At 32.8% G+C, this 22,330-nt stretch carries 21 protein-coding genes; 12 read left to right on the forward strand and 9 right to left on the reverse strand.

Going from position 1 to position 22,330, the window contains the following annotated elements; all coding sequences use genetic code 11:
• Positions 1-25: 25 nt before the first annotated feature.
• Positions 26-1,024, reverse strand: coding sequence for a malate dehydrogenase (locus ACXAHM_RS08865; RefSeq protein ID WP_474960070.1), 999 nt, complete (start codon positions 1,022-1,024; stop codon positions 26-28).
• Positions 1,025-1,292: 268 nt separating this feature from the next.
• Between ACXAHM_RS08865 and ACXAHM_RS08870 the strand changes: the two genes are divergently transcribed.
• Positions 1,293-2,021, forward strand: a complete 729-nt coding sequence (locus ACXAHM_RS08870; RefSeq protein ID WP_474960071.1) for an SDR family oxidoreductase — start codon at positions 1,293-1,295, stop codon at positions 2,019-2,021.
• Between the two features lie 103 nt (positions 2,022-2,124).
• Here ACXAHM_RS08870 and ACXAHM_RS08875 read toward each other — a convergent pair whose 3' ends face one another.
• The 3 genes from ACXAHM_RS08875 to ACXAHM_RS08885 all read right to left on the reverse strand — a co-directional run bounded on the left by ACXAHM_RS08875 (position 2,125) and on the right by ACXAHM_RS08885 (position 6,529).
• Complete coding sequence (locus ACXAHM_RS08875) at positions 2,125-3,270, reverse strand: glycoside hydrolase family 43 protein (protein WP_474960072.1); 1,146 nt, start codon at positions 3,268-3,270, stop codon at positions 2,125-2,127.
• A 118-nt stretch (positions 3,271-3,388) separates the two neighbouring features.
• Positions 3,389-4,285, reverse strand: coding sequence for an alpha/beta hydrolase fold domain-containing protein (locus ACXAHM_RS08880; RefSeq protein ID WP_474960073.1), 897 nt, complete (start codon positions 4,283-4,285; stop codon positions 3,389-3,391).
• 909 nt (positions 4,286-5,194) lie between these two features.
• A complete protein-coding gene (locus ACXAHM_RS08885; protein ID WP_474960074.1) occupies positions 5,195-6,529 on the reverse strand; it encodes a WG repeat-containing protein in 1,335 nt (444 codons plus the stop codon).
• Positions 6,530-6,792: 263 nt separating this feature from the next.
• On the opposite strand from ACXAHM_RS08885, the gene ACXAHM_RS08890 reads away from it, so the two are divergent.
• From ACXAHM_RS08890 to ACXAHM_RS08905, 4 genes are all read left to right on the forward strand, one after another.
• Positions 6,793-7,047, forward strand: coding sequence for a DUF2492 family protein (locus ACXAHM_RS08890; RefSeq protein ID WP_474960075.1), 255 nt, complete (start codon positions 6,793-6,795; stop codon positions 7,045-7,047).
• Between the two features lie 120 nt (positions 7,048-7,167).
• Positions 7,168-7,479, forward strand: a complete 312-nt coding sequence (locus tag ACXAHM_RS08895; RefSeq protein ID WP_474960076.1) for a 7(1) septoil knot domain-containing protein — start codon at positions 7,168-7,170, stop codon at positions 7,477-7,479.
• Between the two features lie 270 nt (positions 7,480-7,749).
• Complete coding sequence (locus tag ACXAHM_RS08900) at positions 7,750-8,580, forward strand: hypothetical protein (RefSeq protein WP_474960077.1); 831 nt, start codon at positions 7,750-7,752, stop codon at positions 8,578-8,580.
• Between the two features lie 107 nt (positions 8,581-8,687).
• Positions 8,688-9,983, forward strand: a complete 1,296-nt coding sequence (locus ACXAHM_RS08905) for an NCS2 family permease (RefSeq protein ID WP_474960078.1) — start codon at positions 8,688-8,690, stop codon at positions 9,981-9,983.
• A 144-nt stretch (positions 9,984-10,127) separates the two neighbouring features.
• Here the strand turns inward: ACXAHM_RS08905 and ACXAHM_RS08910 are convergent, their stop codons facing one another.
• Both ACXAHM_RS08910 and ACXAHM_RS08915 read right to left on the reverse strand, forming a co-directional pair.
• On the reverse strand, positions 10,128-10,568 hold the full coding sequence (locus tag ACXAHM_RS08910; protein WP_474960079.1) for a hypothetical protein: 441 nt from the start codon (positions 10,566-10,568) through the stop codon (positions 10,128-10,130).
• 180 nt (positions 10,569-10,748) lie between these two features.
• Positions 10,749-11,120 carry a VOC family protein gene (locus ACXAHM_RS08915; protein ID WP_474960080.1) on the reverse strand — a complete coding sequence of 124 codons (372 nt, stop codon included), beginning with the start codon at positions 11,118-11,120 and terminating at the stop codon, positions 10,749-10,751.
• 265 nt (positions 11,121-11,385) lie between these two features.
• Here ACXAHM_RS08915 and ACXAHM_RS08920 point away from each other — a divergent pair, with 265 nt between their 5' ends.
• Positions 11,386-11,697 (forward strand): hypothetical protein, encoded by a 312-nt coding sequence (locus tag ACXAHM_RS08920; protein ID WP_474960081.1) that lies wholly within the window; start codon positions 11,386-11,388, stop codon positions 11,695-11,697.
• A gap of 253 nt (positions 11,698-11,950) precedes the next feature.
• The gene (locus tag ACXAHM_RS08925; RefSeq protein WP_474960082.1) at positions 11,951-12,805 is read left to right on the forward strand and encodes a hypothetical protein; all 855 of its coding nucleotides are present in this window, start codon (positions 11,951-11,953) and stop codon (positions 12,803-12,805) included.
• Between the two features lie 63 nt (positions 12,806-12,868).
• Here ACXAHM_RS08925 and ACXAHM_RS08930 read toward each other — a convergent pair whose 3' ends face one another.
• Together ACXAHM_RS08930 and ACXAHM_RS08935 are read right to left on the reverse strand one after the other, a co-directional pair.
• Positions 12,869-14,119, reverse strand: coding sequence for a tetratricopeptide repeat protein (locus ACXAHM_RS08930; RefSeq protein WP_474960083.1), 1,251 nt, complete (start codon positions 14,117-14,119; stop codon positions 12,869-12,871).
• Entirely contained in the window at positions 14,119-15,423 is a 1,305-nt protein-coding gene (locus ACXAHM_RS08935; RefSeq protein ID WP_474960084.1) for an AAA family ATPase, read from the reverse strand. The genes ACXAHM_RS08930 and ACXAHM_RS08935 overlap by 1 nt, the downstream gene beginning before the upstream one ends.
• Positions 15,424-15,635: 212 nt before the next feature.
• Here ACXAHM_RS08935 and ACXAHM_RS08940 point away from each other — a divergent pair, with 212 nt between their 5' ends.
• The 4 genes from ACXAHM_RS08940 to ACXAHM_RS08955 all read left to right on the forward strand — a co-directional run bounded on the left by ACXAHM_RS08940 (position 15,636) and on the right by ACXAHM_RS08955 (position 19,528).
• Positions 15,636-16,544, forward strand: a complete 909-nt coding sequence (locus ACXAHM_RS08940) for a helix-turn-helix domain-containing protein (RefSeq protein ID WP_474960085.1) — start codon at positions 15,636-15,638, stop codon at positions 16,542-16,544.
• Between the two features lie 2 nt (positions 16,545-16,546).
• Entirely contained in the window at positions 16,547-17,464 is a 918-nt protein-coding gene (locus ACXAHM_RS08945) for a DMT family transporter (RefSeq protein ID WP_474960086.1), read from the forward strand.
• A gap of 165 nt (positions 17,465-17,629) precedes the next feature.
• Complete coding sequence (locus ACXAHM_RS08950) at positions 17,630-18,652, forward strand: BspA family leucine-rich repeat surface protein (RefSeq protein ID WP_474960087.1); 1,023 nt, start codon at positions 17,630-17,632, stop codon at positions 18,650-18,652.
• A gap of 12 nt (positions 18,653-18,664) precedes the next feature.
• A complete protein-coding gene (locus ACXAHM_RS08955; RefSeq protein ID WP_474960088.1) occupies positions 18,665-19,528 on the forward strand; it encodes a BspA family leucine-rich repeat surface protein in 864 nt (287 codons plus the stop codon).
• Between the two features lie 44 nt (positions 19,529-19,572).
• Here the strand turns inward: ACXAHM_RS08955 and ACXAHM_RS08960 are convergent, their stop codons facing one another.
• Positions 19,573-20,016 carry a hypothetical protein gene (locus tag ACXAHM_RS08960; protein ID WP_474960089.1) on the reverse strand — a complete coding sequence of 148 codons (444 nt, stop codon included), beginning with the start codon at positions 20,014-20,016 and terminating at the stop codon, positions 19,573-19,575.
• Between the two features lie 388 nt (positions 20,017-20,404).
• On the opposite strand from ACXAHM_RS08960, the gene ACXAHM_RS08965 reads away from it, so the two are divergent.
• Positions 20,405-22,318 carry a cyanophycinase gene (locus tag ACXAHM_RS08965; protein ID WP_474960090.1) on the forward strand — a complete coding sequence of 638 codons (1,914 nt, stop codon included), beginning with the start codon at positions 20,405-20,407 and terminating at the stop codon, positions 22,316-22,318.
• Positions 22,319-22,330: the final 12 nt, after the last annotated feature.

Consider the following 22,330-nt stretch of genomic DNA (forward strand, 5'->3'; position numbering starts at 1 on the left):
CAGAATTAATTCCGGGCTTCAAACTTTATAAATTACCATTGATAGAAGACCATAGATCAGTAGGAGGTAAAATTCCCATTTCGATTACCTCATCTCTTAGTTTACATAAATGACCATAACTTTTTTGTAGATCGTTCATTTCAGCAGTAGTACCTTTAGGGATATTTATTGTTAAACCATTATTTGTTATTGTAGTGTCTAAAGCCATTAAAATATGTTGGAAGTTGCCTTCATTAATATAAGCACCCGCAGGTAATGTAAAAGGATTACCACCCATAGCTGCTTCGATCATTTTAATAGAAAGATAGGCAGGGCTTTGGAAAGAAGAACGTCCTCTTAATTCGATAATTCTTTTACCGCCTTGGGTTACTTTTTGTTGGATTTCTTTCCAATTTTCTTCAGAAATTCTTCCAGCATTTATCAACTGATCTAACGGTACTCCTTCTACTTTACAAGTCGATGAAAATACCGCCATTTGCTCACCGTGACCACCAAATGTACGTGGATTTTGAATAGCTTTCTTAGGAATACCTAAGAATTTTGCCAATTCGCTTTGCAAACGTGTAGAATCTAAGGCCGCCAATGTACTGACTTGAGAGGGTTTTAGTCCTGAATATATCAAAGTAATTAAACCAGTGATATCCGCTGGATTAAAAACGATAGTTACATGCTTTACATCAGGACAATAGGCTTTGATATCTTTACCCAACTGTGCTGCGATTTCTGCATTTCCTTTAAGTAAATCCTCACGAGTCATACCCGCTTTACGGGCTGCACCACCTGAAGAAACAATATAATCTGCATCTTTTAATGCAACTGCAATATCATTTGTAAATTGAATATCAATCTCTTCAAATCCACTATGATTCATTTCTTCCACCGCACCTTCTAAAGCGGGTAAATAAGGATCATAAACCATAATATTGTCTGTAAGTTGGAGCATTAAAGCTGTTTGTAACATATTAGAACCGATCATTCCACCGCCACCAATAATAACCAATTTGTCATGTGTTAAGCAATTCATATCTTTCGTCTTTATGTTTAATGTATGCTACAAATTTACCCTAATACTCATGCTTTCCCTATTCCAAAAAAGTATAAGGTATAGTCTTTAGTTATCCATTAGAAATGGACGAATAGCAATACATTGACAATAAATTTTAATGCTTCAAGAATATTGTAACAAGGTTGAAATAGTATCGTTGTATTTTATAATTTTATAGATAATTATATTTACCGATAACACTTTGTTGTTGGTAGAGTGTTTTATAGAAACCAATTGATAGTTAACCATGCAAAATGAGAAAGGCCTAGTAGTTATTACAGGGGCAAGTTCAGGAATTGGAGAAGCAACAGCAAGATTATTCTCTGAGAAGGGATTTCCATTATTATTAATCGCAAGAAGAATTGAAAAGGTAGAAGCATTAGGTTTGCCGAATACAATTTGTGCGAAAGTAGATGTTACGGAAACAGAAACTTTTGCAGCTGCGGTAAAAGATGCTGAAGGTAAATTTGGTCCTGCTCATGCGATAGTGAATAATGCCGGAGTTATGCTTTTAGGTGATTTAGCGACGCAAGATCCAAAAGAATGGAAGCAAATGTTTGATGTCAATATCATGGGTGTGTTGAATGGCATGCAAGCGGTGTTGCCAGGGATGAGAGCAAGAAAATCAGGGACAATTATTAACGTTAGTTCTATTGCAGGTCGTAAGACTTTCCCTAATCATGCAGCTTACTGTGGTACAAAATTCGGTGTTCACGCTATTACTGAAAATGCTCGAGAAGAAGCGGCATTAGATAATGTAAGAATGGTGACTATTGCACCTGGAGCGGTAGAAACGGAGTTACTATCTCATACAACTTCTCAAGAAATCAAAGATGGCTATGATGCTTGGAAAGAAGAAATGGGTGGAGTATTACATCCTAATGATATAGCCAACGCTATTTGGTATGCTTACAATCAACCACAAGGTGTGAACGTTAGAGAAATCGTAATTGCAGCGACGAAGCAACAGCCTTAATTTATAATATCATCGAAATGAAATAATATTTTCTATTCGATTGTATAAAAAAATAGCCTTAGTTCGATGAAAGACCTAAGGCTATTTTTTTGTTTTTTACTTCTTAGAATGTAGAAAGATCCCATTCTTCTTTCCAAGAAATTTCTAATGATTTATCCTTTTTTATTGCTATTGGAAGCCAAATATATCGACCATCAATGGCATTAGTTGGATTCCAACGGTCACCCATATAAATAAAAGCATCTTCTTTGCCTTGTACAGGAATGATATAGGTAGATTGAGACTTAAACGTAAGGTCTGCACCTTCTCCAATACATGGATTGCCCAATTCTTGCCATTCTCCTAAAATATTATCCGCTACAGCTGAACGAGCGGCATTAGGATCCCAACCCGTACAATCAGAACCAATGAAATAGTATTTTCCATCTGAAGTTTTCATGACTGTTGGTGCTTCCATATATCTGTTAGGGAAAACTCTTGTGAATTTTCCAGAATAAGAAAGGTAATCATCACTCAGTTGAGCAATATGTGTAGTACTATTCTCTTCTGATGAATAAATGTGATAGGCCTTTCCATCTGTATCTACAAATAAGTTCATATCTCTGGCCATTTGTCCTTTTTCAAAATCCCGTCCAAGGATATTAAGCGAATCTACATGATTCGGAAGGCAACCAATTCCACCACAATAATGCTCTTGAATTTCTGTGCCTACAGGTTCTTTATGAAATTCCTGTGCATTTAACGGCCATGTACTTTGATTAGGTCGAACAGATTTTACATAAGTGAAAGGTCCTGTTGCATGATCTGCTATCGCAATACCTGAACGTGCAGATTTGTAGCCATTGCCTTTTAATTCCAAGTGAAACCACATCACATATTTTTGTGTTTTTTCATTGAAAATCACCTTTGGACGTTCTAAAATACAACCTTTAGCAATATCCGAAGTAGAATCAGTAGCTACTTTTAATGCAATTCCCTCATCTTTCCAATTGTAAAGGTCTTCTGAAGAATAGACATGTACACCAACTTGTGCTTTGTTGCCTGCTTTGCCTTCAATTTTATGTTCACCATACCAATAGTATTTTCCATCTTTCGATAGAATTCCACCACCGTGGGCATTGATATGTTTACCTTGATTATCCAACCAAACTTCACCCGGGTGAAAAGAAGAATATTGTTTGTTTGTTGTCTCTTGTTGTTGACAAGAAAAAAAGCCAAGTGCTACAAGGCCTATGATTAGTCGTTTCATTTAAAAAAATATTTATTTCATTTCGCTACCAAAATTATCGCATCTTGAAGTAATAAAAAAAGCCCATTTCATTAAAATTATATCATAAAATGGACTTCATTAATTTTGTGTGAGTTACTTATAAAGTTTTTCCTTTAATAGAATTTAAAAAGGCTTCATAAATAGGTTTTACCTCTTCTCTTCGTTTGAATGCGAACATATGATTTCCATCCTTAAAAGCGGTAAATTTGAAGTTCTTCACGCCTTTTTTATCACATTCCTGTTGAAAATTTTCATAATGAAAAGGTTTTACAATATCGTCTGCAGTACCATGAATCATTGTAACAGGAATTTGTGATGTGGATACATGATAAGCAGGAGAGATTTTTTCTAAAAACTGCTGATCTTTTAACTGTTCTGCACTTAAGAAATTACTTCCCCAACCTTGTTTTGCTCTAGCCACAAAATCCGTAGGAGCAGAAACAACCATTACACCTTTCACAGCAGAAGTATACGTTGGATATGCATCATTTTTGAATGTTTCCTCAGGTGAAAGACCAATCATCAAAGCTAAGTGAGCACCAGCACTATATCCCCACACCCCAATACAATCTACATCAATAGGTAATTCACCTTCCTTAGACTTCAAAAATCGAATAGCATGTTTTACATCTTCAATACATTGAGGAAAAGGAGCTTCTGAAATCAAACGGTAATTAATAGCTACACCAACAAAGCCTTTTCTTGCAACATTAAAAGCTTTCCAAGTGACATCACTTTTATCTCCTTTGGCCCAACCGCCACCATGAATAAAGACGATAACAGGTCTTTTCTTCTTTTTACTATTTTGGTTATAAGTAACGGACATTTGAGTTGCTCTTGTCGTGTCACCCTCTACATAATTGAACTCTTTGTATGCAAGACCTTGAGGAATCTTGATATCTACTGGAGGTTTTCTTCCTTGCTTTTTCTGGCCAAAAGTTAATACAGAGAAAAGGAGTAATGTTGTTATTAAAAAAAATCTTTTTGTATTCATGTCATTTCTTATGTTAGACTTCAATATTAAAAAGATTCTATTTCTTTTATCAGCTTATAATTGATTTTCAATGACTGATAATTGATAAATAGCTCATCATTTCATTGAAATGAATACTCATAGAGGATTTTATATTAGATTGTAGCTGACTAAAACGGATGTATTTAAAAGGATGTGATCTTCTAAAAGTACATTAAGTGAAAATCTCTTAAATAATTTACATTGCTTAGGTTAACAACATCTAGGTGTCAATTATTGGGAATTTTTTGGTCTGAATTGGGAAATCAATGAAGAAAAAAGATCCGTTTGTTAGAGTGTAAACAAATTAAACCAGTTAAATAAAAAAATTGATTTAACCCAACTATAAACTACTGTCTACCTGGCACGGGTTGAGGTCCGTGTCAATGATATGATGAATTGAGATCGTTTTAATGATGTATTACTTGAAGAAATAGATAACCTTGTATCAAGATTTATTTATTTAACTGTTTTGATTGTTAAGGCCCTATCAGCGATAGGGTCTTTTTTGTGATGTAATTATAATTTATCTAAGAAGAGGTTTTTTCTATACCAAAAGATAAGTATAGAAGTTTTTTGTGGATTGATTTTCTGTAAATTGAACATTTCTATTAATGCTATAAATAAGCATCCTCAGGAAATTATTTCAAAAATGGAGGAGGAGATACCACAAAAGAGGCTCAAATAACACATTATATGCAGTAAATATAAAAAAAATACAACTCTTTTTGCCCTTTTGGAACTAAGTCTATACTGCTAGTGTTAATAAGGTAAGATTTAGACATATTATAGATAAGTACAGAGAGAGTATAAAACCCTGGTCTTTTTAAGACTTGGGTTTTATTGTTTTATAAAATAGTGTTTTTCTAATATCTATTTTTTAGCTCAATATTAATTGTGAGGGAGGTTTACGTATTCGAAACCACTCTTATCAATAAAGAAAAACTTAGTAGTAATTCTTTTACTTCCTCTAGAACGCAATGCTTTTGCAAATCCATTTTCAAAAGGAAGAATAATATCATATTTCGGCTTAACCTTAGAAGTAAGTGTCTTACTCAATACACCATACAAATGTGTGGTATGATCTGAATAGATAAATACACCGTCTTGACAAGGTTGAAGATTGTCGACCAACAATGCGTTTTCAATGATCTCGTAAGTATTTGGATCATGAAATTCATACGTACTGTCTTGTTTTAAAAAGGCAATAGGTCCTTCTTCATTGACAATACCATGAATATATTCTTCATTAAATGGTATTTTAATGTTACCTTGATAATCAGAAAAACAAACACGATCATCCCAGCTTTCTAATATAAACCCATTTTTATTTTGACCTAAAAAATGATCAATGGGAATAGTTGGAAGGATAAGTTTACCTTTTTTATCAATGATACCATCTGGTGAATTTAAAACATAGACATGTTCGTAGTTACTTGCAATCAAGTTTTTGTCGTACATGTTTGTTTTTCTAGCATGCGAATAACCATGTTTAAAATCATGTGCTTCAATATATTGAGCTGCGATTTCTATATTTCCTTCATGATTAAAATAGCCTGCCTTACCAAAAAAAGCATTTTTCACAACAAGTGCTAACCCTTCTGAATAATCACCTACTTTGCCATAGATGATAGGTACAACAACTTCCCCTTTAGTATTAATAAAACCATAAGTTAGATCACCTCTTTCTCCCCACTTTTCATCTGTTGTATTGTGCAGTGAGTTTCTTGTGGTGAAGGTCATTTCCTTGGAAATAGGACCAATGTTCAGCGTTTTATAGTTTTCAACTCTGAAATTGTAATCGGTAGATACTTTCAATAGACCTACGGCTGCTTTTCCTTCAGAAAATTTACCGATATAGTCGTATTTAAAAGGAATAACCTCTTCGCCTTCCTCATTGACTACACCAAACTTCTTATCTCTCACAACCGCCAATAGGCCATCATGAAATCTTGGTGCTTCTTCATAAGTAGTTACATACTTCCCAATAGGGATTACTTCTTCTCCTTTCGCATTGATAAAACCAAATTCCCCATCTTTTTCTACATAGGCTAATTTACCATGAAACAATTCAGCATGATCGAATTGTACAGGGATTACAAGCTTTTTAGTTGAGGAAGATAAATAACCATATTTACCTCCTTTTAAGTAGGGAACAAGCATATCTTGTGCAAATGAAGAGACGGTAGTGAGTAAAGAAAATAATATTAAAAAATAAGTCTTCATTTCTGTCACACAGTTTATTTGCTTGTTTGAACAATTACAAAATTATATATATTTTAATAATAATAAAAAATAGTGTTAAAATCTAATCCTTAAAATAGAAAGTCAAAGATTGCCTATTAAAATGAACTAACAGATTAGTAGATACTTAAGTTTTATTCAATTCCATAAAAATTTTTAGAAAAAATGATTAATATATGTAAATCAAATAAAAGACTAAATTATCTTTTAATACCTTTGTCAACGATTATAAAAAAGATATGAAGATGAATACTGCACATATACACGAGGTTATATTCCTTGTACAGGAAAATGATGGAAAGTTTTCTCCAGATGATTTAGTCCTTTCAATCGCTAATAAATGGGGAGAAGACATCAATTTTTCATCATGTTCAGGTATACCTTTTCCAAAAGAAGAAGCACTTTCATTTCTAATGGATAGAAATAAAGTAGAGATAAATGATGATGGAAAAGTGATTATACATCCAACGATGCGCATGTGTAATTCACATTTACATTAAATACTAATTAATTTTTAAAGTCTATTTCACTGCTTGGAATAGACTTTTTTGTGTTTTAAGATTTTTACTCTTTCTAATTTTGTATTTTTGTCACATTAACTGGTTAATTATCCTTTAGATATGAGATTTTCATTACCCCAAAGTATTGTAATATTTGCCTTCACGATCCCATTATTCTTCATGAGTTGCTTTAGTTCAGAAGGAGAAAATATTACACCCAAACCTAAAGTTTTTATAGTAACGGAACAGTATAAGGCGGATTATAAGGTCTATGTTGTGGATCAAGCCTACAAAGCAGATAAAATCATATCTTCTCAATCTTGGGAAACGATTGCTGACTGGATTTTAGTGGATCAGTTGTATCAGGCAGATCAAAAGATTTTCATCACTTCTAAGTCTTATGAAGCCGATTTCAAGGTATATTTTAAGTAATATCCAAAAAGGTTACTACACTTAACATTTATTACAAATCATTTAATTTCTACCTAAAAGTCTCAATATCAGTATCTAATTGAAGGTTTATTCATAATGTCTTCAATTATTAAATGTTAATGCTATTTTAAGTGTAAAACTACACTTTGTAAATGTGAATTTAAATGATGCATATTTGCACCGCAAAGACAGATGTATTGGCGATTACCATCTGCTTGCCCATGCAGAAAAATTCTGTGTGATTTAAAAAACGTCTTATTTATTATAACAATGGTTTCTAAGAAACTTTTACTTCCTTTCTTAATGATGGTTTGCTTGTTTGCATCTTCACAAACACAAGCACAAAACTTTTCGAGTACATTTTTAGAGTACGCTTACGGTTTTAATAACACTGATTATGCGACAGGTACTCACACAGAAGGTGGTGATATGCATCTTATCACTTTAGATCACACTACTGTTACCAAATGGGGTGGTGTATATGGTTTTGTAAACTATATGGCTGCACCAAACGGATTCCATTCCAACGGTTTTTATTTCCCAATTGAAGACGAAGGCGCTAGAGAGCAGTATCGTTTGTATTCAGAGGTTTCACCATGGTTAAGTCTTGGTGGTATCACTGGAAAAGACTTTTCATTTGGTCCAGTTGCTGATGTGTCATTAGACGGTCAAATCAACTTTGGAAATAACTACTTTGCAGGTTTAGCCGGTGTGGGTCTTACATTCAAAGCTCCAAAAGGTGGTTTCTTAAAGTTATCGACTTACTGGCGTACAGATAACTTCAATCAAGACGCTGTGCAATTCACAGGTGTTTTCGATTTACCACTTTGGAAAAAGTTAGGCTTTAGAATGCAAGGTTTCTTCGATTTAATTCCTGATCACAAAAGTCAAGAAGGTGAGTTCGGTGTAACTTACTATGGTGCTGACTTTATCTCACAAACTCGTTTCTTATTTGACGTAGGTAGAAATACTGTTTTCAAAAACGACAAGAATTCGAAATTAGAGATTGGTGTGGACATTTACATGCACTTCAACAAACAGTTGAAAGAAAACGAAATGAGTGCATTTGTTCCTCAACCTTGTGTTAGATTATCATTCTAATCGAAAAGATTCAATTCTTTTACCCAAATCAATTAAATCATTCCACACAAAGTGTAATTCTGTTTACTTTCGCCAACTAAACAGTTTAGCATCAGTATTTTAACATCATGGAATTCTTAAACAAAGTTTTTAAACTAAAAGAACATAATACAACAGTCAGTAAGGAGTTTATTGGAGGTTTAACCACTTTCCTTACAATGGCTTATATCATCTTTGTCAACCCGGATATTTTATCGATTGCGGGAATGGATAAGGAAGCCCTTTTTACAGCTACTTTATTAGCAGCTATCGTAGGTACATTATTGGCAGCTTTTTGGGGTAAAATGCCATTTGCTATGGCTCCAGGAATGGGTCTTAATGCATTTTTTACATTCACTTTAGTAAAAGGAGCGGAAGTACCTTGGGAAACAGCTTTAGGTATTGTATTTATATCGGGTATTGTATTTGTCTTGTTGACATTCCTTGGTGTTAGAGAAAAAATTGCAAATGCAATTCCATTGTCACTTAGAATAAGCGTTACAGCTGGTATAGGACTTTTCATTACTTTTATCGGAATGAAAAACATGGGATTAATTGTAGATCATCCTGCGACTTTAGTATCGTTAGGGCCATTTACTCCACAATTAATTATTGCCTTAATTGGTTTTATCCTTACTGCATTCTTAGAATATAAAAAGGTGACGGGTGGTATTTTGATTGGTATTGTATTCATTACAGTTACAAGTATGCTGTTTGGTTATGTTGATATGCCAGGTAGCATAGTAAGTTTACCACCATCAATCGAACCTGTATTCATGAAATTAGATATCATGGGTGCAATGAAGTTAGCTTTCATTGGTCCAATCTTCTCATTCATGTTTGTAGATTTATTTGATTCTTTATCTACTATCATAGCTTGTTCAAATCAAGCAGGTTTGACAAAAGAAGACGGTACGGTACCTAACTTAGAGAAAATCTTAGAAGCAGATGCTGCAACAACTGTTGTAGGTTCAGTTTTAGGAACAAGTACAACGACAATCTTTATCGAATCAGCGTCAGGTATTGCGAGTGGAGCGAGAACAGGGTTAGCTTCTGTATTTACAGCATTGATTATGGTTTGTGCATTATTCTTTGCGCCAATGGTGACAGTTGTTCCTTCATATGCTACAGCACCAGCGTTATTAATGGTAGGTGTATATATGTTCATGAACATCAAACATGTGAAATTTGACAACATGTTAACAGCTGTTCCCTCTTTCTTAACAATTATTATGATGCCTTTGACGTATAGTATCTCAATGGGTATTACCTTTGGATTCTTATCGTATTGCATCCTTATGATCGTTGGTGGAAAAGCCAAAGAATTGCCTGTTGCAATGTATGTTATCGGAGCATTATCATTAATCAACTTGATCGTTGGTTAATCAAAATATATCGAAGTATTCTGCCTAAGTGCGCATGCGCAAAAAAGGAAAGAACGCTTTCCGGGAGGTGTCATTAATTTGGCACCTCTTTTTTTTACAAAAAAATAAGCCTTCACAAATAGTAACTTATGAAGGCTTTCTCAATTAGATAGAACCAAATTGTGGATTATAGATTTTTAGATCTATATGATAATAAGTTCCATTGTTGAATTGTTTGTGGTTGTAATTTAATACAAACTTACATCCATTGTGATTACCCTTAAAAACGCCATCTTTTCCATCACTTTCTCTTTTCATATCTACTCTAAAGTAATGTTTGAGAGATGTGATAAATTTTTGAATTTCAGACTTGGTCAATAACGTAGGCTGACCACTTTTTTGAGGTCTAAATGTGATGGCATAAATAACACCATCAGCATTTTCCTGTGCTTCGAAGTGACCATATTGTCCTGCAAATGACATTTTAGTACTCGCTACCTTGTCTTGGGGTACACTTTTTCCAATGACATAGCCTTTGAAATTTATCTGAGTAAATGCAGATAATGATAAGAATAAAAGTACAGTCGTTAATAATGATCGTTTCATCTTTAAAAAAATTAGAATTAAAAATAGAAAATAGAGGGGGAATATGACTATTGGTCATAACTATTTTCAGTACTAAGCATTTATTATAAAGTATAAATGCAAAATTAATTCCAATAATTTCTTCGTTATGTACAAGAAAAGCGATTACTTGATATTATTATTAAGTAATCCCTACAATTGCTAACGATGTTGATCAATAAGTATTTGATTACCATCAGGGTCAGTCAGCATAATACTTCCAGGACCTTCTGTATTCTCTTCTACTTTAGAAATTAAGGAGATATTTTCCTGCATTAATTTATTCTGAATCTCCCTTACATCATCAAAATCATTAATATTTTGAGCATTTTCATCCCAACCAGGATTGAATGTAAGGATGTTCTTATCAAACATTCCTTGGAAAAGGCCTATTAATGCATTGCCATTTTTGAGAATTAAATAATTCATTTCTTGGCTACCACCAAAGACCTTAAAACCCAATTTTTCATAGAATTCTTTGGAAGCCATTAAATCTTTAACGGTGAGACTGATAGAAAAAGCACCTAGTTTCATATTGTAAATAGTTAGATTGATGAATGAATAATTTCGAAAATTTATTTTGTCTATCCAATTAAAATAGACCTTTGAAACAAATGACTCCATTGATCCTTATTCTAATTTTAACAGTACCGAAATCGCATTTCTAAAATATTAATCGTATATTAACATAATATTAATTAATCAACTCAGTGTGAATACAGTGTTAAGTACTGTATGCTTTTAGTAGTCCACAGTAAAGTGTAGTTCATTATTTTGTTTCATTGTTTATTTTTTAATTATGAAGAAAGAAAAGAAAAAGACCAAAGTAGTCAAGTTGAAAGCATCAGCTTTGAAGAAGAAGAATAAAAAACTTGCTGAAAAGAAAAAAGAGGCAAAGTTAAAAGCCAAAAAGAAGGCGGCTAAAATCAAAGCCAAGAAAAAAGAAGCTAAGAAAGCGGCTAAGGTCAAGGAAAAAATAAAAGCCAAAAAGAAAGCTGATAAAAAAGCGGCTAAGAAAAAGGCGAAAAAGAAAGAAGACAAAAAAGCAAAAGCAAAAAAGAAAGATAAAAAAGTAAAAGCGAAAGCGAAAAGCAAAAAGAAAGCGGCTTAGTTTTTCTTTACTAAAATAATTGAACCCTAGATTTCTGAAAATTTGAAATCTAGGGTTCTTTTTTATTTGTAAATCAATAATGGTAGAAGTGTAACAAAATTTATTTCCTTTTTTATTTAAGAATTACTCCTCATTTAACTTAAATTACCCATTTTACTTTTTGTTAAATCGTTTTGAAAAAATGTTAATCCACAAACAAAAATAACCTACTACATTTGTATCATCAAAAACGATCAATCAAAAACACAAACTTATGAAACGCTTACATTTATTATTTTTCTTGCTATTCAGTAATCTAGTTATGGCTCAAACAGTGAAAGATACAACACAAACATTGAGTTCATCTGATAAACAAGCTTTAGCTCAAATCGCTAACAACCCAATGGCAAATGCTTACAAAATATTTTCTCAAAATATTACCAATTTCGGAGATCAAAATTCAAATATCTTGATGAATAACGTTATGGTTCCACTGACGATTGGTGATAAAGTGAGAATGATCAATAGAGTGATCTTACCAGTAGATTCTAGAGGAGACGGAACAACAGCATATGGTAATATGCAATACCAAATGATATTATCAGGAACAAAACCAATTAAAATAGGAGAGGGTTCGTTAATTTTAGGTGGTGGTCCATCTGTATTGATGAATACCAATACCTATGAAAATAAAAGATATGGAGATGATAATTGGGGAGTAGGGGTTTCTTTACTTGGCGTCTATAAAAACAAAGGTTTTATGGGATTATTTAATGCTTCACCAACTTGGGGAGTAGGTGGAGATGCTACCAATAGTGCCATGCTTCAATATATGTTGTCATATACTTTTAAAAGCGGTACACAGATTATTTCTTCACCAGTGATTATGTATGATGAAACATTACCTGGAGATCAAGATTGGGTAGTTCCTTTTGGGATTGGAGTAGGACAAATGTTTAAAGTTGGAGGCAAATTACCTGTCAATGCAAGTGTTGTTTGTAATTACAATGCTATTCGTCCAGATGTAATGGAAAACAACAAATGGCAATTAGGAGTGAACCTTATGATCATCCTTCCAAGTCCTAAATTAGTGAAGGCAATGAAAATGAAAAAAGCAGGCTTATTGTAACATATAGTCATCAATTTAATATAGTAAAGGCCGATCAGATGTATTTTCCGATCGGCCTTTTTCTTATTTCTTAGTCATTAAGTAATTAATTAAAAATTGCATACCAAGTATACTGAATGAGAAATATTGAAAATGAGTCGTAAATGTATATCCACTAACAAATGAAGTAAAAGTAACATATATTCCCATGATTATCGTAATAATCAAGCCTGCAACGTAAAGAACATCACTTTTGAGATCCATAAATTTACTAAATGGAATCATCATAGCGACAGAGACAATACCTGCGGTAATGAGATAATTTATATCGATAATATTTCCACCCAATATCAAAGAAATACCTATTCCAATACAAACCAATACAAGTCGAGCTGATTTTTTTGCTTCCTCTTTTAATAAAAATTTACCGTATTTATTCAACAAAAGCATTGCATTACTTAGAGGTTCCATTACCCAAGTTGACAATGCAAATAGTACCAAAATCCAAGATAAAGGTCCTATGATATAAGATAGTTGAGGGTAGTTTTGTGCTTGTTCATCTAATAGTTGAGTTAAAACATAAAAACCAATAATAAAACCCCATTGTTTACCTCCTGTCATATTAGACATCCACATCATATATTGGAAAAATAATTTGTAGGGTAAATGTCTACACTTTAATGCTTCCAAAATTACATATTGAGCCATCTCATTATTAGGGTCAATCGCCATAGCTTCTTCTGCATGTTTTAAAGCTTCCTTATATTTTTTGGCTTCCAATAAATTATAAGCCGCCATTGCATGTGAGTTGGCATCTTCAGGATTGAAGTATAAGTTGTCTTCAATGCTTTGTTGCATTTCGTCTTCAAGACCCAATTTGATAGAAGCCGTTGATTTTACTGTCAATGCTAATGTTATTTGTGCATCAAGACTCAAAGCAATATTGGCCTCTTCTAAGGCTTTTTTAAATTCCTTTTTCAATAGAAAAATCTGACCTTTGAATGCATGATAGTCCGCACCTTCTGGTTCATTTTCTATTGCTCTGTCAATCTCCACAAGAGCATCATCATATCGATCTGTTGACACATAACAACGAGATAAGATATACATCAACTGTGTATTATCTGCATGATTCCCTAAAGCTTGTTTTGTTACTTCTTCACACCTTTCAAATTTATCAAGCTGTAATAAAGTCTCAGCGTAATACATTTGTAAAATAGAGAAATTAGGGTATATCGCTAGTTGTTCTTCTATCTCTTTTTCAGCTTCTTTAAAGCGATTGTGTTCGAGTAAAGTCTGAATTTTATAAATGCCTTTGTCAATAGTTTCTTCCATTATTTCTTAATTTTTAGATAGTCTAATACATCATCATAAATACCTGCAGCATTTGAGAAGAGGGCATAATTTCTTGCCGAAACGAACCACTCTTTACTTGTAGGAGAATGGCTTTTGACACCATTTAAAAGATCTTTTGTTTCAATCGGTTTTGGTATACCAACCTCAAAAGATTGTTCTAATTTACTTTCAATTGCAATATCAATTACCGCTTCTATATCAGCACCCGTATATTCAGCAGATTTTTTGGCTACTTTTTGATAATCAATTTCTCCTGTAGGTTTGTTTTCTAATTTTAGTTTAAGAATTTCTTCTCTTGCGGCTTCATCTGGCGGTGGAATAAAAATAATACGATCAAATCGACCAGGTCTACGGAATGCAGGATCAAGATGCCATGGTGTATTTGTAGCCCCCAATATTAATAAGCCATCATTATCGTGTTCTGCACCATCTAATTCTTGCAAGAATTGATTAATGATATTTCTACCAGAAGAATTTTTGAAATTTGAACGGTTTGCACCTAAAGCATCGATCTCATCAAAGAACAATACACAAGGAGTTTGTTGTCTAGCGGTCTCAAATATCTCATGAAGATTTTTTTCACTATTACCCATCCACATATCCAGTACGTCATTAAGACTGATATGCATGAAAGTTGCATTGACTTCACCTGCAGTGGCTTTAGCAATATATGTTTTACCACAGCCAGGAGGTCCATATAATAATATTCCTCCGCCTACTTTTTTACCATAAGCCTTATATAAGTCAGCATTTTGGATAGGTTTTATAATCTTAAGATCAATTTCTTTTTTCACCTTATCCATTCCACCAACATCTTTGAAAGAGACCTGACTTTTGGGAGTGTGATTTTCGAGAATAGAATGAATTTCATCCATTGCTTGATCACTCACTTTTAGGTGTTTATCTATTTCTTCATCAGAAAAAGTAGGATCAATTTCTTGTACTTTAGTATAATAGGTAATCGCATCAGCGATAGAATTTTCCTTGATCAGGCATTTCGTAAGTAAGATTAATGCCTTGATATTATGAGGTTCTTTACCAATTAATTCCTCTAGCATTACGATCGCCATATCCATTTTTTCTAAATGGAAATACACTGTAGAAAAATTATATAATAAGTCTGGGAATTGTTCGCTGTAAGGAACAATCATTTGGTAATGAAGAGATGCTTCCTCATATCTTTTATGTTCTAATAAAGCATCAGCTAGTAATTTTCGAAGTTGACTATTGTTAGGACTATGGGATAAAGCATCTTCAAGTCCTTTGATCATATCGTTTTCCATGAAGTTTGTTTTAAATTCCGTAGTAAGTTAAGGATATTGGAGTAAAGATGAAGTGTAATATTTAAAAATTATTTACATCGATTCTTTGGGATTCATCTATTCTAAATTGATTCTTTTTAATTTTTAATTATACACAAAGGCTAAAGTGTTGATAGAAGGGGAAATAACTCTCCAAACTTCCTTAAATTATCTATCATGTAGGAAGTATTGAAATGAGAGACACAGCACTGTTAAAACTAGATGTCAAAAGGTTTGACCCTTTTAAAGAGCCTTACAATAAAGTAAAAGTAGAACAAACCAATTTTACATTGGATGCCGTTATCGCTTATCTCAATGTATGGTATAAAACGGCAATTATTGATGTTGTTATTTTGGAAGATACACCTGTGGTATTGACAGATGAAGCTCAAAAAAGTGCAGCACGATATTTCATATTAAAAAATATAGAAACAGGAGAATTTCATTTTTCAATATTTACACATGCCAACGTTTTTAAGCCAACGCATATTTGGTTAAAAAAAGGGAGGTATCATATTATCGATACTTTCTTATACAAAAACTTTAGAGAATATGTGACTATTAATCCTGATGATGTAAAGATTAATGCAACGATCAATAATGTTTTTACTTCTGAATTGTCAAAAGGAGGATTTATTGATGATAATTTTAATCTGATGTTTAAAATTAAAGAAGATAATAGTGCATTGAATGTGTGGAAAATTTCTTCATATGCCAATCTAATCAATATCGCTTTGGTTGAATATATTAATCAAGGAGAAGTAGCGTCAGTTGTTGAAATGGACAAAGAGTATATGGGGAAAGTCAAAGCATTAGCCTTCGCATATCCCAAATACAATGTACAAGATATTGCGGATGAGTTAAAAGTTTCTGTGAAATCACTTTCGTATTACTATAAAAAAGAAATGGGGCAAACATTGAACAAAATGATCCTAGAATCCCGCCTTAATTTTAGTAAAATGCGTTTGTCATCTTCAGACGATACCATTTCAGAAATAGCTTATCAATGTGGATATGAAGAAATACAATCCTTCACTCGATTTTTTAAAAATGCATCGGGTCAAACTCCCTCTGATTATAGAGAAAATCACAAAATGGATTAAGAATGGCAGAGAATACTAAAAAATATTATGGGTTTGAAATCATCTCGGGGATCATTAATGGTCTAGTGGTCTTTGGTGGTGACTATTTCTCACAAAAAGGATTGTCGCTCTATCAAATCGCGATTTTTGCCGTTTTACCAACCATTATTATTTATGGAACACTTATATTGATTAATAAAAAATATGGCTTCAAAAAGGAGAATATAGGACATTTAATTCTCTATGGATTCATTACAAGTTTAATCAACTTGACCCAATTTGGAGCTGTTATTTTAGGAACACCTGTTGCTGTCGTCTGTTTTTTATTATACACTCAACCTATTTGGACTATTCTTTTTGAACGCCTTTTTTTCAAAGAAAAAATTACAAAAGTTCGATTAATTGCCTGTGTCATCGTAGTTATAGGTATCCTGTTTTTGGTCAACCCTTGGGATCTTCATGCGGTTGGAAGTATATCAGGAATATTAGTCGCATTATTTGGAGGTTTAGTACTTTCAGGTTGGGTGATTCAAGGTGGAAATCTTGTGGCAAGAAATAATAATCCAATCAATACTAGTTTCTCAGGAAGTCTGTTTAGCGTTGTTTTTATTTTACTTTCTTTACCCTTGATGAAACAGTTTACATCTGACCCCTCTTTGACAAATCTTTCTGTAGATTTCCCTATTGAGTTGTGGGGATTAATGCTTTTATATGGTATAATCACTCAAACAATCAGCCCTATTTTATACCTCGAAGGCGTCAAAAAAGTGCCTGTTGTGGATGCAGGAATAATATTACTTTTAGAACCTGTTTGCGGTGCTTTTCTTGCCTATATCTTTTTTGGTCAACCGATTACATGGTCAATTTTAGTAGGGGCAGGGTTTATCTTAGTCGCAAATTATTTTATTATCAAATATGATAAACCTGAGAAAGTAAGTTAGTATTACATATTTAAAATGTATTTACAAAGACCATAGTATGTATAAGTTATTGAGAATTAGGAAAGTGTATAGTAATTGACGTTTAGTGTATTGATTAGAGTTGTTACATCTCAAATAAATAATGTAAATTGATCATTTAAACTAAGAATCAATCTATTATTTAAAATGAAATTTACTAAACTACTGCTTTGTGCACTACTATTGTTTCAACTCATTTCCTGTAAGGAAGAAATCATTATTAGAGACGATCTTATCGTTGGCAATACAGTCCAACGTGAGGGAGAAAGCTATTTAGTCGTTGATAATGAATTACTAAGAGAATACATTGAGGAAGGAAAAGATGTAACATATGTGATTACAACTCATGTAACCAATATGGATAGTCTTTTTGCAAGTTATCATAGTATTAATGGATCTGTATCTAATTGGGATGTTTCAAATGTAACTTCTATGCATGCTATGTTTAAGGGCTCAGTTGGTTTTGATCAAGAAATTGAAAATTGGGATGTTTCGAATGTGACAGACATGGGGTATATGTTTAATGGTGCAATTTCATTTGATCAACATATCAATAATTGGGATGTTCGAAAGGTAGAAAATATGGAGCATATGTTTTTTGGAGCCGCTTCATTCGACCAACCACTCTATGGATGGGAATTGGATAATTTAGAAAATATCACGGGTATGTTTGGAAGTGCATTATCTTTTGATCAAGATTTGTCAGATTGGGAATTTCCAAAAGTAACGTCTCTAGATTTATTATTTTATTATGCAATTTCATTTAATGGTGATCTTTCAAACTGGGAAACAGGAAATATCAAAAGTATGGGTTCTACTTTTTCAAGCACTGAGAACTTTAACCAAGATCTTTCTTCATGGGATGTTAGCAAAGTTGAGAATTTCGCAGGAATTTTTTCTTACAGTAAAAGTTTTAATCAAAATCTTTCCTCATGGGATGTAAGTAGTGCAATTTATATGTCTGGTATGTTTCGTGATGCTGATCTGTTCAATCAAGACCTTTCTTCATGGGATGTAAGTAGTGCAATTTATATGTCTGATATGTTTCATGGAGCTGATCTGTTCAATCAAGACCTTTCTTTATGGGATGTAAGTAACGTGACAGAATATGATAACTTTGTTTCAGTTGGTCTTTTTGATGAGCGATATTTGCCTAATTTTAACAACTAAAAAAACAAACTGATGAAAAACTATAATTATCTTTTTATTTTCTTATTTACTTTATTGTTTGGTTGTGATTCAAAAGAACCTGGTATAAGCTATAAAGTGGGTGATGTTGTGGATATTGATGGAATAGATTATTTAGTGGTTGATAATAATACGATCAGAGATTACATACAATCAGATCAAGATGTATCAAAGATTATTACTACCTATGTAACCAATATGGATACTTTATTTGAAGGGATTACCAATATAAATGGCTCAATTGAAGATTGGGATGTTTCGAATGTTACATCGATGCACTATATGTTTTTGGATGCATCTTCTTTTAATCAAAATATTAACAATTGGGATGTGTCTCATGTAGAAAATATGCACGGAATGTTTGTAAATGCAACTGCCTTTAATCAGCCATTAGATCAGTGGGACGTTTCTAATGTTGTGGCAATGGATGGTATGTTTTCAGGAGCAACTTCATTCAATGGCGATATCAGTGTATGGGATGTCTCTAATGTTGTATTTATGAGAGATATGTTTTTAGGAGCAACTTCATTTAATGGCGATATCAGTGCATGGGATGTCTCTAATGTTGTGGCAATGGATGGTATGTTTTCAGGAGCAACTTCATTCAATGGCGATATCAGTGCATGGGATGTATCTAGTGTTGTATTTATGAGAGATATGTTTTTAGGAGCAACTTCATTCAATGGCGATATCAGTGCATGGGATATTTCTAACGTTTTATTTTTGGAATATATATTTTCAGGAGCAATATCATTTAATCAAGATCTTTCGGGTTGGAGTACTGCAAAAGTAATAGGATCTTATAATTATGATTTGAATACAGATAGCTGGCAGGACGATTATAAACCAAATCTTTAAATAAATAAAGCCATTCTAATTTCTGTTAGAATGGCTTTATCATTTTAAGCGAGCAGCTTAAATTTTACTTTTTGAGCACCCAAGGTAATTTCATCGCCAGAGGTTTTCCCAATCATTGTTTTATAAATGGGAGCATCAGGAGCTACACCATTTATTTGTTTTCCATTAAATTTTAATGGAGGAAAATTAGTGCCTAAAATCAGGAACATAGCATCCGTCTCGATGACACTACCTCCTCTAATTTTATCTTCAGTATGCTCTTGTTCTAAACTCTTTTTTAAGGATTGAATATTATCTGTCAAAGCATCAATACTACTATTTGCAATAGTGATACTATTTATTTCATCTTCTGTATTACTTTCATATAATTTTGTGTCATTAGAATCAATTGTGTTTTTTATTGACTCCTCACTATTTTTATGAAAGTCATTGATTGTTTTTTGAAATTCATCAATAACATATTGAATTAGTTCAACTCGTGTTGCCATGATATTGGATATTTAAGTACTACATATGCAATGACGATCTTATGCTAAAAAAAGTTTCCAAATATGCAATTATTGATAGAAAGAAGACACTTCACGAATGATCTATCCAAAAGTGTGTTGTTTGTTATTTTCATAATTTTAAAAGGGTTTATTAAATGATCTGTAAAAAATAGAATAAATTATTGCTTCGTTAATATTTATTTATTTTATTGCGTTAAGCTTATAGCAAAATGAGAAAATTCATAGCAAACATATCGCACAGCATTTCAACTTGTAAAGATCTAGGTTTACAAGGTTTGCAACCTATTTTTAATTGTTGATCATCGATTCAAATCAACAAACTTTTTTTAATATCTCTCATTTTTATTCATAAATTCATCTTAGATTCATGAGACAGTATTACTATACAGTTCTACTAGTCCTTATATCTACATGTTTTTTTACATCCGTTTTTGCACAAGAGACTCCATTACTGTTAGTGGGAGGAGGAAGTGAAGCAAAAGGAGGTTGGTCTGACGTACCCTATCAATGGTTCGTAAATCAGTCTTCAAACAAAAAAGTAGCAATTATTTCTTATGCAGATGTAGAAGATGACTGGCTAAAGAACTATTTTATTTCTTTAGGGGCAGTAGATGCAAAGGACTTTAAAATCGATCGTGAAGCGTCTGATAATGAACAGCTAATGGCTGAATTAGAGGACTATACCGCCTTTTTCTTTAAAGGTGGTGATCAAAATAAATATTATACATACTATAAGAATTCAGCTTTCCATACTTTCTTATCTGATAAAATAGAGGAAGGAGTTGTATTAGGAGGAACATCTGCAGGAATGGCCATCTTATCTTCTATTGTCTATACTGCAGAAAGAGGAAGTTTATATCCTGAAGATGGATTGACGAACATGTCTGCCAAGTATTTTACATTTAAAGATGATTTTTTAAATGTATTACCTAATACAGTTGTAGATACACATTTCGCTGAAAGAGGACGACTTGTACGCTTGATCAGTATGTTAGCTTACTTAGATTTGGGAAATTATCCTGATAACTTATTAGGAATAGGTGTGGATGATAAAACAGCGCTTTGTATTGACCAAGATAAAATAGGAACAACTTACGGTACAGGTGCGGTTTCCTTTTTAAAATTAAATAACTCGCATAACATTGATGCAACGTTGCCTTTACAATTGCAAAATACATCCGTTGTAAGTTGTATTGAAGGGCAAAAATACGATCTAAATGAAAAGAAAAAGCTAACTCTTGAAAATGAAAGTACTGCCGACAACATTGATCAATATAAAAACCATGTCGTGCTTTATGGTCATGCTGAGTACAAAGAAAAAGTAGCAGAGATTACAACAAATACGATTGTTGTGACAGATGGGACATCCTCAATAGTGGAAGATGAATTGCCAGAAAATATAACAATACTCAATACTAATAAGCTTGAAAATGCAGATTGGGTTACTTTAAAAGATAAGATAATTAAATCTGAAGAAATTGTTTTATTACCTTTTAAGAGTGCTTTGCTATCAGAGTTTAAAAATGAAGATTCTGCCTTACACTGGGTATGGGAAAGTATGAAAAGCAGTGCTACAAAAGTACATGTATTTGGTGACGCTATTTCTTATATTGGATCTTATTATTCTTCAAATGCAAAAACCGTTAGTGATGCTGCATATACAGGTAGGCTAAGGTATAATGAAGGGTTAAATATTCTTGAAAATACCATACTAACTACTTCACTATTTGATCAATCGGATTACACTGAAAATACAGTGGCTCTATTGCAGGAAGGTTTAATAAAACAAGAACTAAATTGGTCTATTGGTATTCCTAAAGGGGTTGAATTAGAATTAATTCCTTCTGAAAATCATTATACTGCTCAACATAGAGGTCCTTCTTCAGCACTTTTGTTTGAAAATAATTCGAGTGGTTTTTCAGAAGCAAATAGTAATCGAAATATCATAGGGTATGAAGAAATTATTTCTCATGTACTTTATGAAAATAGTACAATTTTAAGTACTAAGAATTTCAAGGAATATATTCCAGAATTTAAGGATATTATTTCCAACCTCCCATCGAATGATTTTGGTGTTGATTTTCGAAATAATAAACTATTTTTTGATCAAAATACGCCCAAGATGATCGCCGTTTACGATCTACAAGGGAGACTTTTAAAAAATGTGACGACAAATCATACTACGGTCAAATTATCAGATGTTGACACTCCATTATTATTGATTAAAATTCATGAAATAAATAGTGGTCATCAACATACTTTTAAAATAAGAAGAAACTAAAAATTTAAGCAC

It is taken from the genome of Flammeovirga sp. AWQ4_249, from assembly GCF_056161045.1.

What these genes read in the sequence shown, in the direction of transcription:
- ACXAHM_RS08865 (WP_474960070.1), bottom strand. Translation starts at nt 1,024, where the DNA reads ATGAATTGCTTAACACATGACAAATTGGTTATTATTGGTGGCGGTGGA.
- ACXAHM_RS08870 (WP_474960071.1), top strand. Translation starts at nt 1,293, where the DNA reads ATGCAAAATGAGAAAGGCCTAGTAGTTATTACAGGGGCAAGTTCAGGA.
- ACXAHM_RS08875 (WP_474960072.1), bottom strand. Translation starts at nt 3,270, where the DNA reads ATGAAACGACTAATCATAGGCCTTGTAGCACTTGGCTTTTTTTCTTGT.
- ACXAHM_RS08880 (WP_474960073.1), bottom strand. Translation starts at nt 4,285, where the DNA reads ATGAATACAAAAAGATTTTTTTTAATAACAACATTACTCCTTTTCTCT.
- ACXAHM_RS08885 (WP_474960074.1), bottom strand. Translation starts at nt 6,529, where the DNA reads ATGAAGACTTATTTTTTAATATTATTTTCTTTACTCACTACCGTCTCT.
- ACXAHM_RS08890 (WP_474960075.1), top strand. Translation starts at nt 6,793, where the DNA reads ATGAATACTGCACATATACACGAGGTTATATTCCTTGTACAGGAAAAT.
- ACXAHM_RS08895 (WP_474960076.1), top strand. Translation starts at nt 7,168, where the DNA reads ATGAGATTTTCATTACCCCAAAGTATTGTAATATTTGCCTTCACGATC.
- ACXAHM_RS08900 (WP_474960077.1), top strand. Translation starts at nt 7,750, where the DNA reads ATGGTTTCTAAGAAACTTTTACTTCCTTTCTTAATGATGGTTTGCTTG.
- ACXAHM_RS08905 (WP_474960078.1), top strand. Translation starts at nt 8,688, where the DNA reads ATGGAATTCTTAAACAAAGTTTTTAAACTAAAAGAACATAATACAACA.
- ACXAHM_RS08910 (WP_474960079.1), bottom strand. Translation starts at nt 10,568, where the DNA reads ATGAAACGATCATTATTAACGACTGTACTTTTATTCTTATCATTATCT.
- ACXAHM_RS08915 (WP_474960080.1), bottom strand. Translation starts at nt 11,120, where the DNA reads ATGAAACTAGGTGCTTTTTCTATCAGTCTCACCGTTAAAGATTTAATG.
- ACXAHM_RS08920 (WP_474960081.1), top strand. Translation starts at nt 11,386, where the DNA reads ATGAAGAAAGAAAAGAAAAAGACCAAAGTAGTCAAGTTGAAAGCATCA.
- ACXAHM_RS08925 (WP_474960082.1), top strand. Translation starts at nt 11,951, where the DNA reads ATGAAACGCTTACATTTATTATTTTTCTTGCTATTCAGTAATCTAGTT.
- ACXAHM_RS08930 (WP_474960083.1), bottom strand. Translation starts at nt 14,119, where the DNA reads ATGGAAGAAACTATTGACAAAGGCATTTATAAAATTCAGACTTTACTC.
- ACXAHM_RS08935 (WP_474960084.1), bottom strand. Translation starts at nt 15,423, where the DNA reads ATGGAAAACGATATGATCAAAGGACTTGAAGATGCTTTATCCCATAGT.
- ACXAHM_RS08940 (WP_474960085.1), top strand. Translation starts at nt 15,636, where the DNA reads ATGAGAGACACAGCACTGTTAAAACTAGATGTCAAAAGGTTTGACCCT.
- ACXAHM_RS08945 (WP_474960086.1), top strand. Translation starts at nt 16,547, where the DNA reads ATGGCAGAGAATACTAAAAAATATTATGGGTTTGAAATCATCTCGGGG.
- ACXAHM_RS08950 (WP_474960087.1), top strand. Translation starts at nt 17,630, where the DNA reads ATGAAATTTACTAAACTACTGCTTTGTGCACTACTATTGTTTCAACTC.
- ACXAHM_RS08955 (WP_474960088.1), top strand. Translation starts at nt 18,665, where the DNA reads ATGAAAAACTATAATTATCTTTTTATTTTCTTATTTACTTTATTGTTT.
- ACXAHM_RS08960 (WP_474960089.1), bottom strand. Translation starts at nt 20,016, where the DNA reads ATGGCAACACGAGTTGAACTAATTCAATATGTTATTGATGAATTTCAA.
- ACXAHM_RS08965 (WP_474960090.1), top strand. Translation starts at nt 20,405, where the DNA reads ATGAGACAGTATTACTATACAGTTCTACTAGTCCTTATATCTACATGT.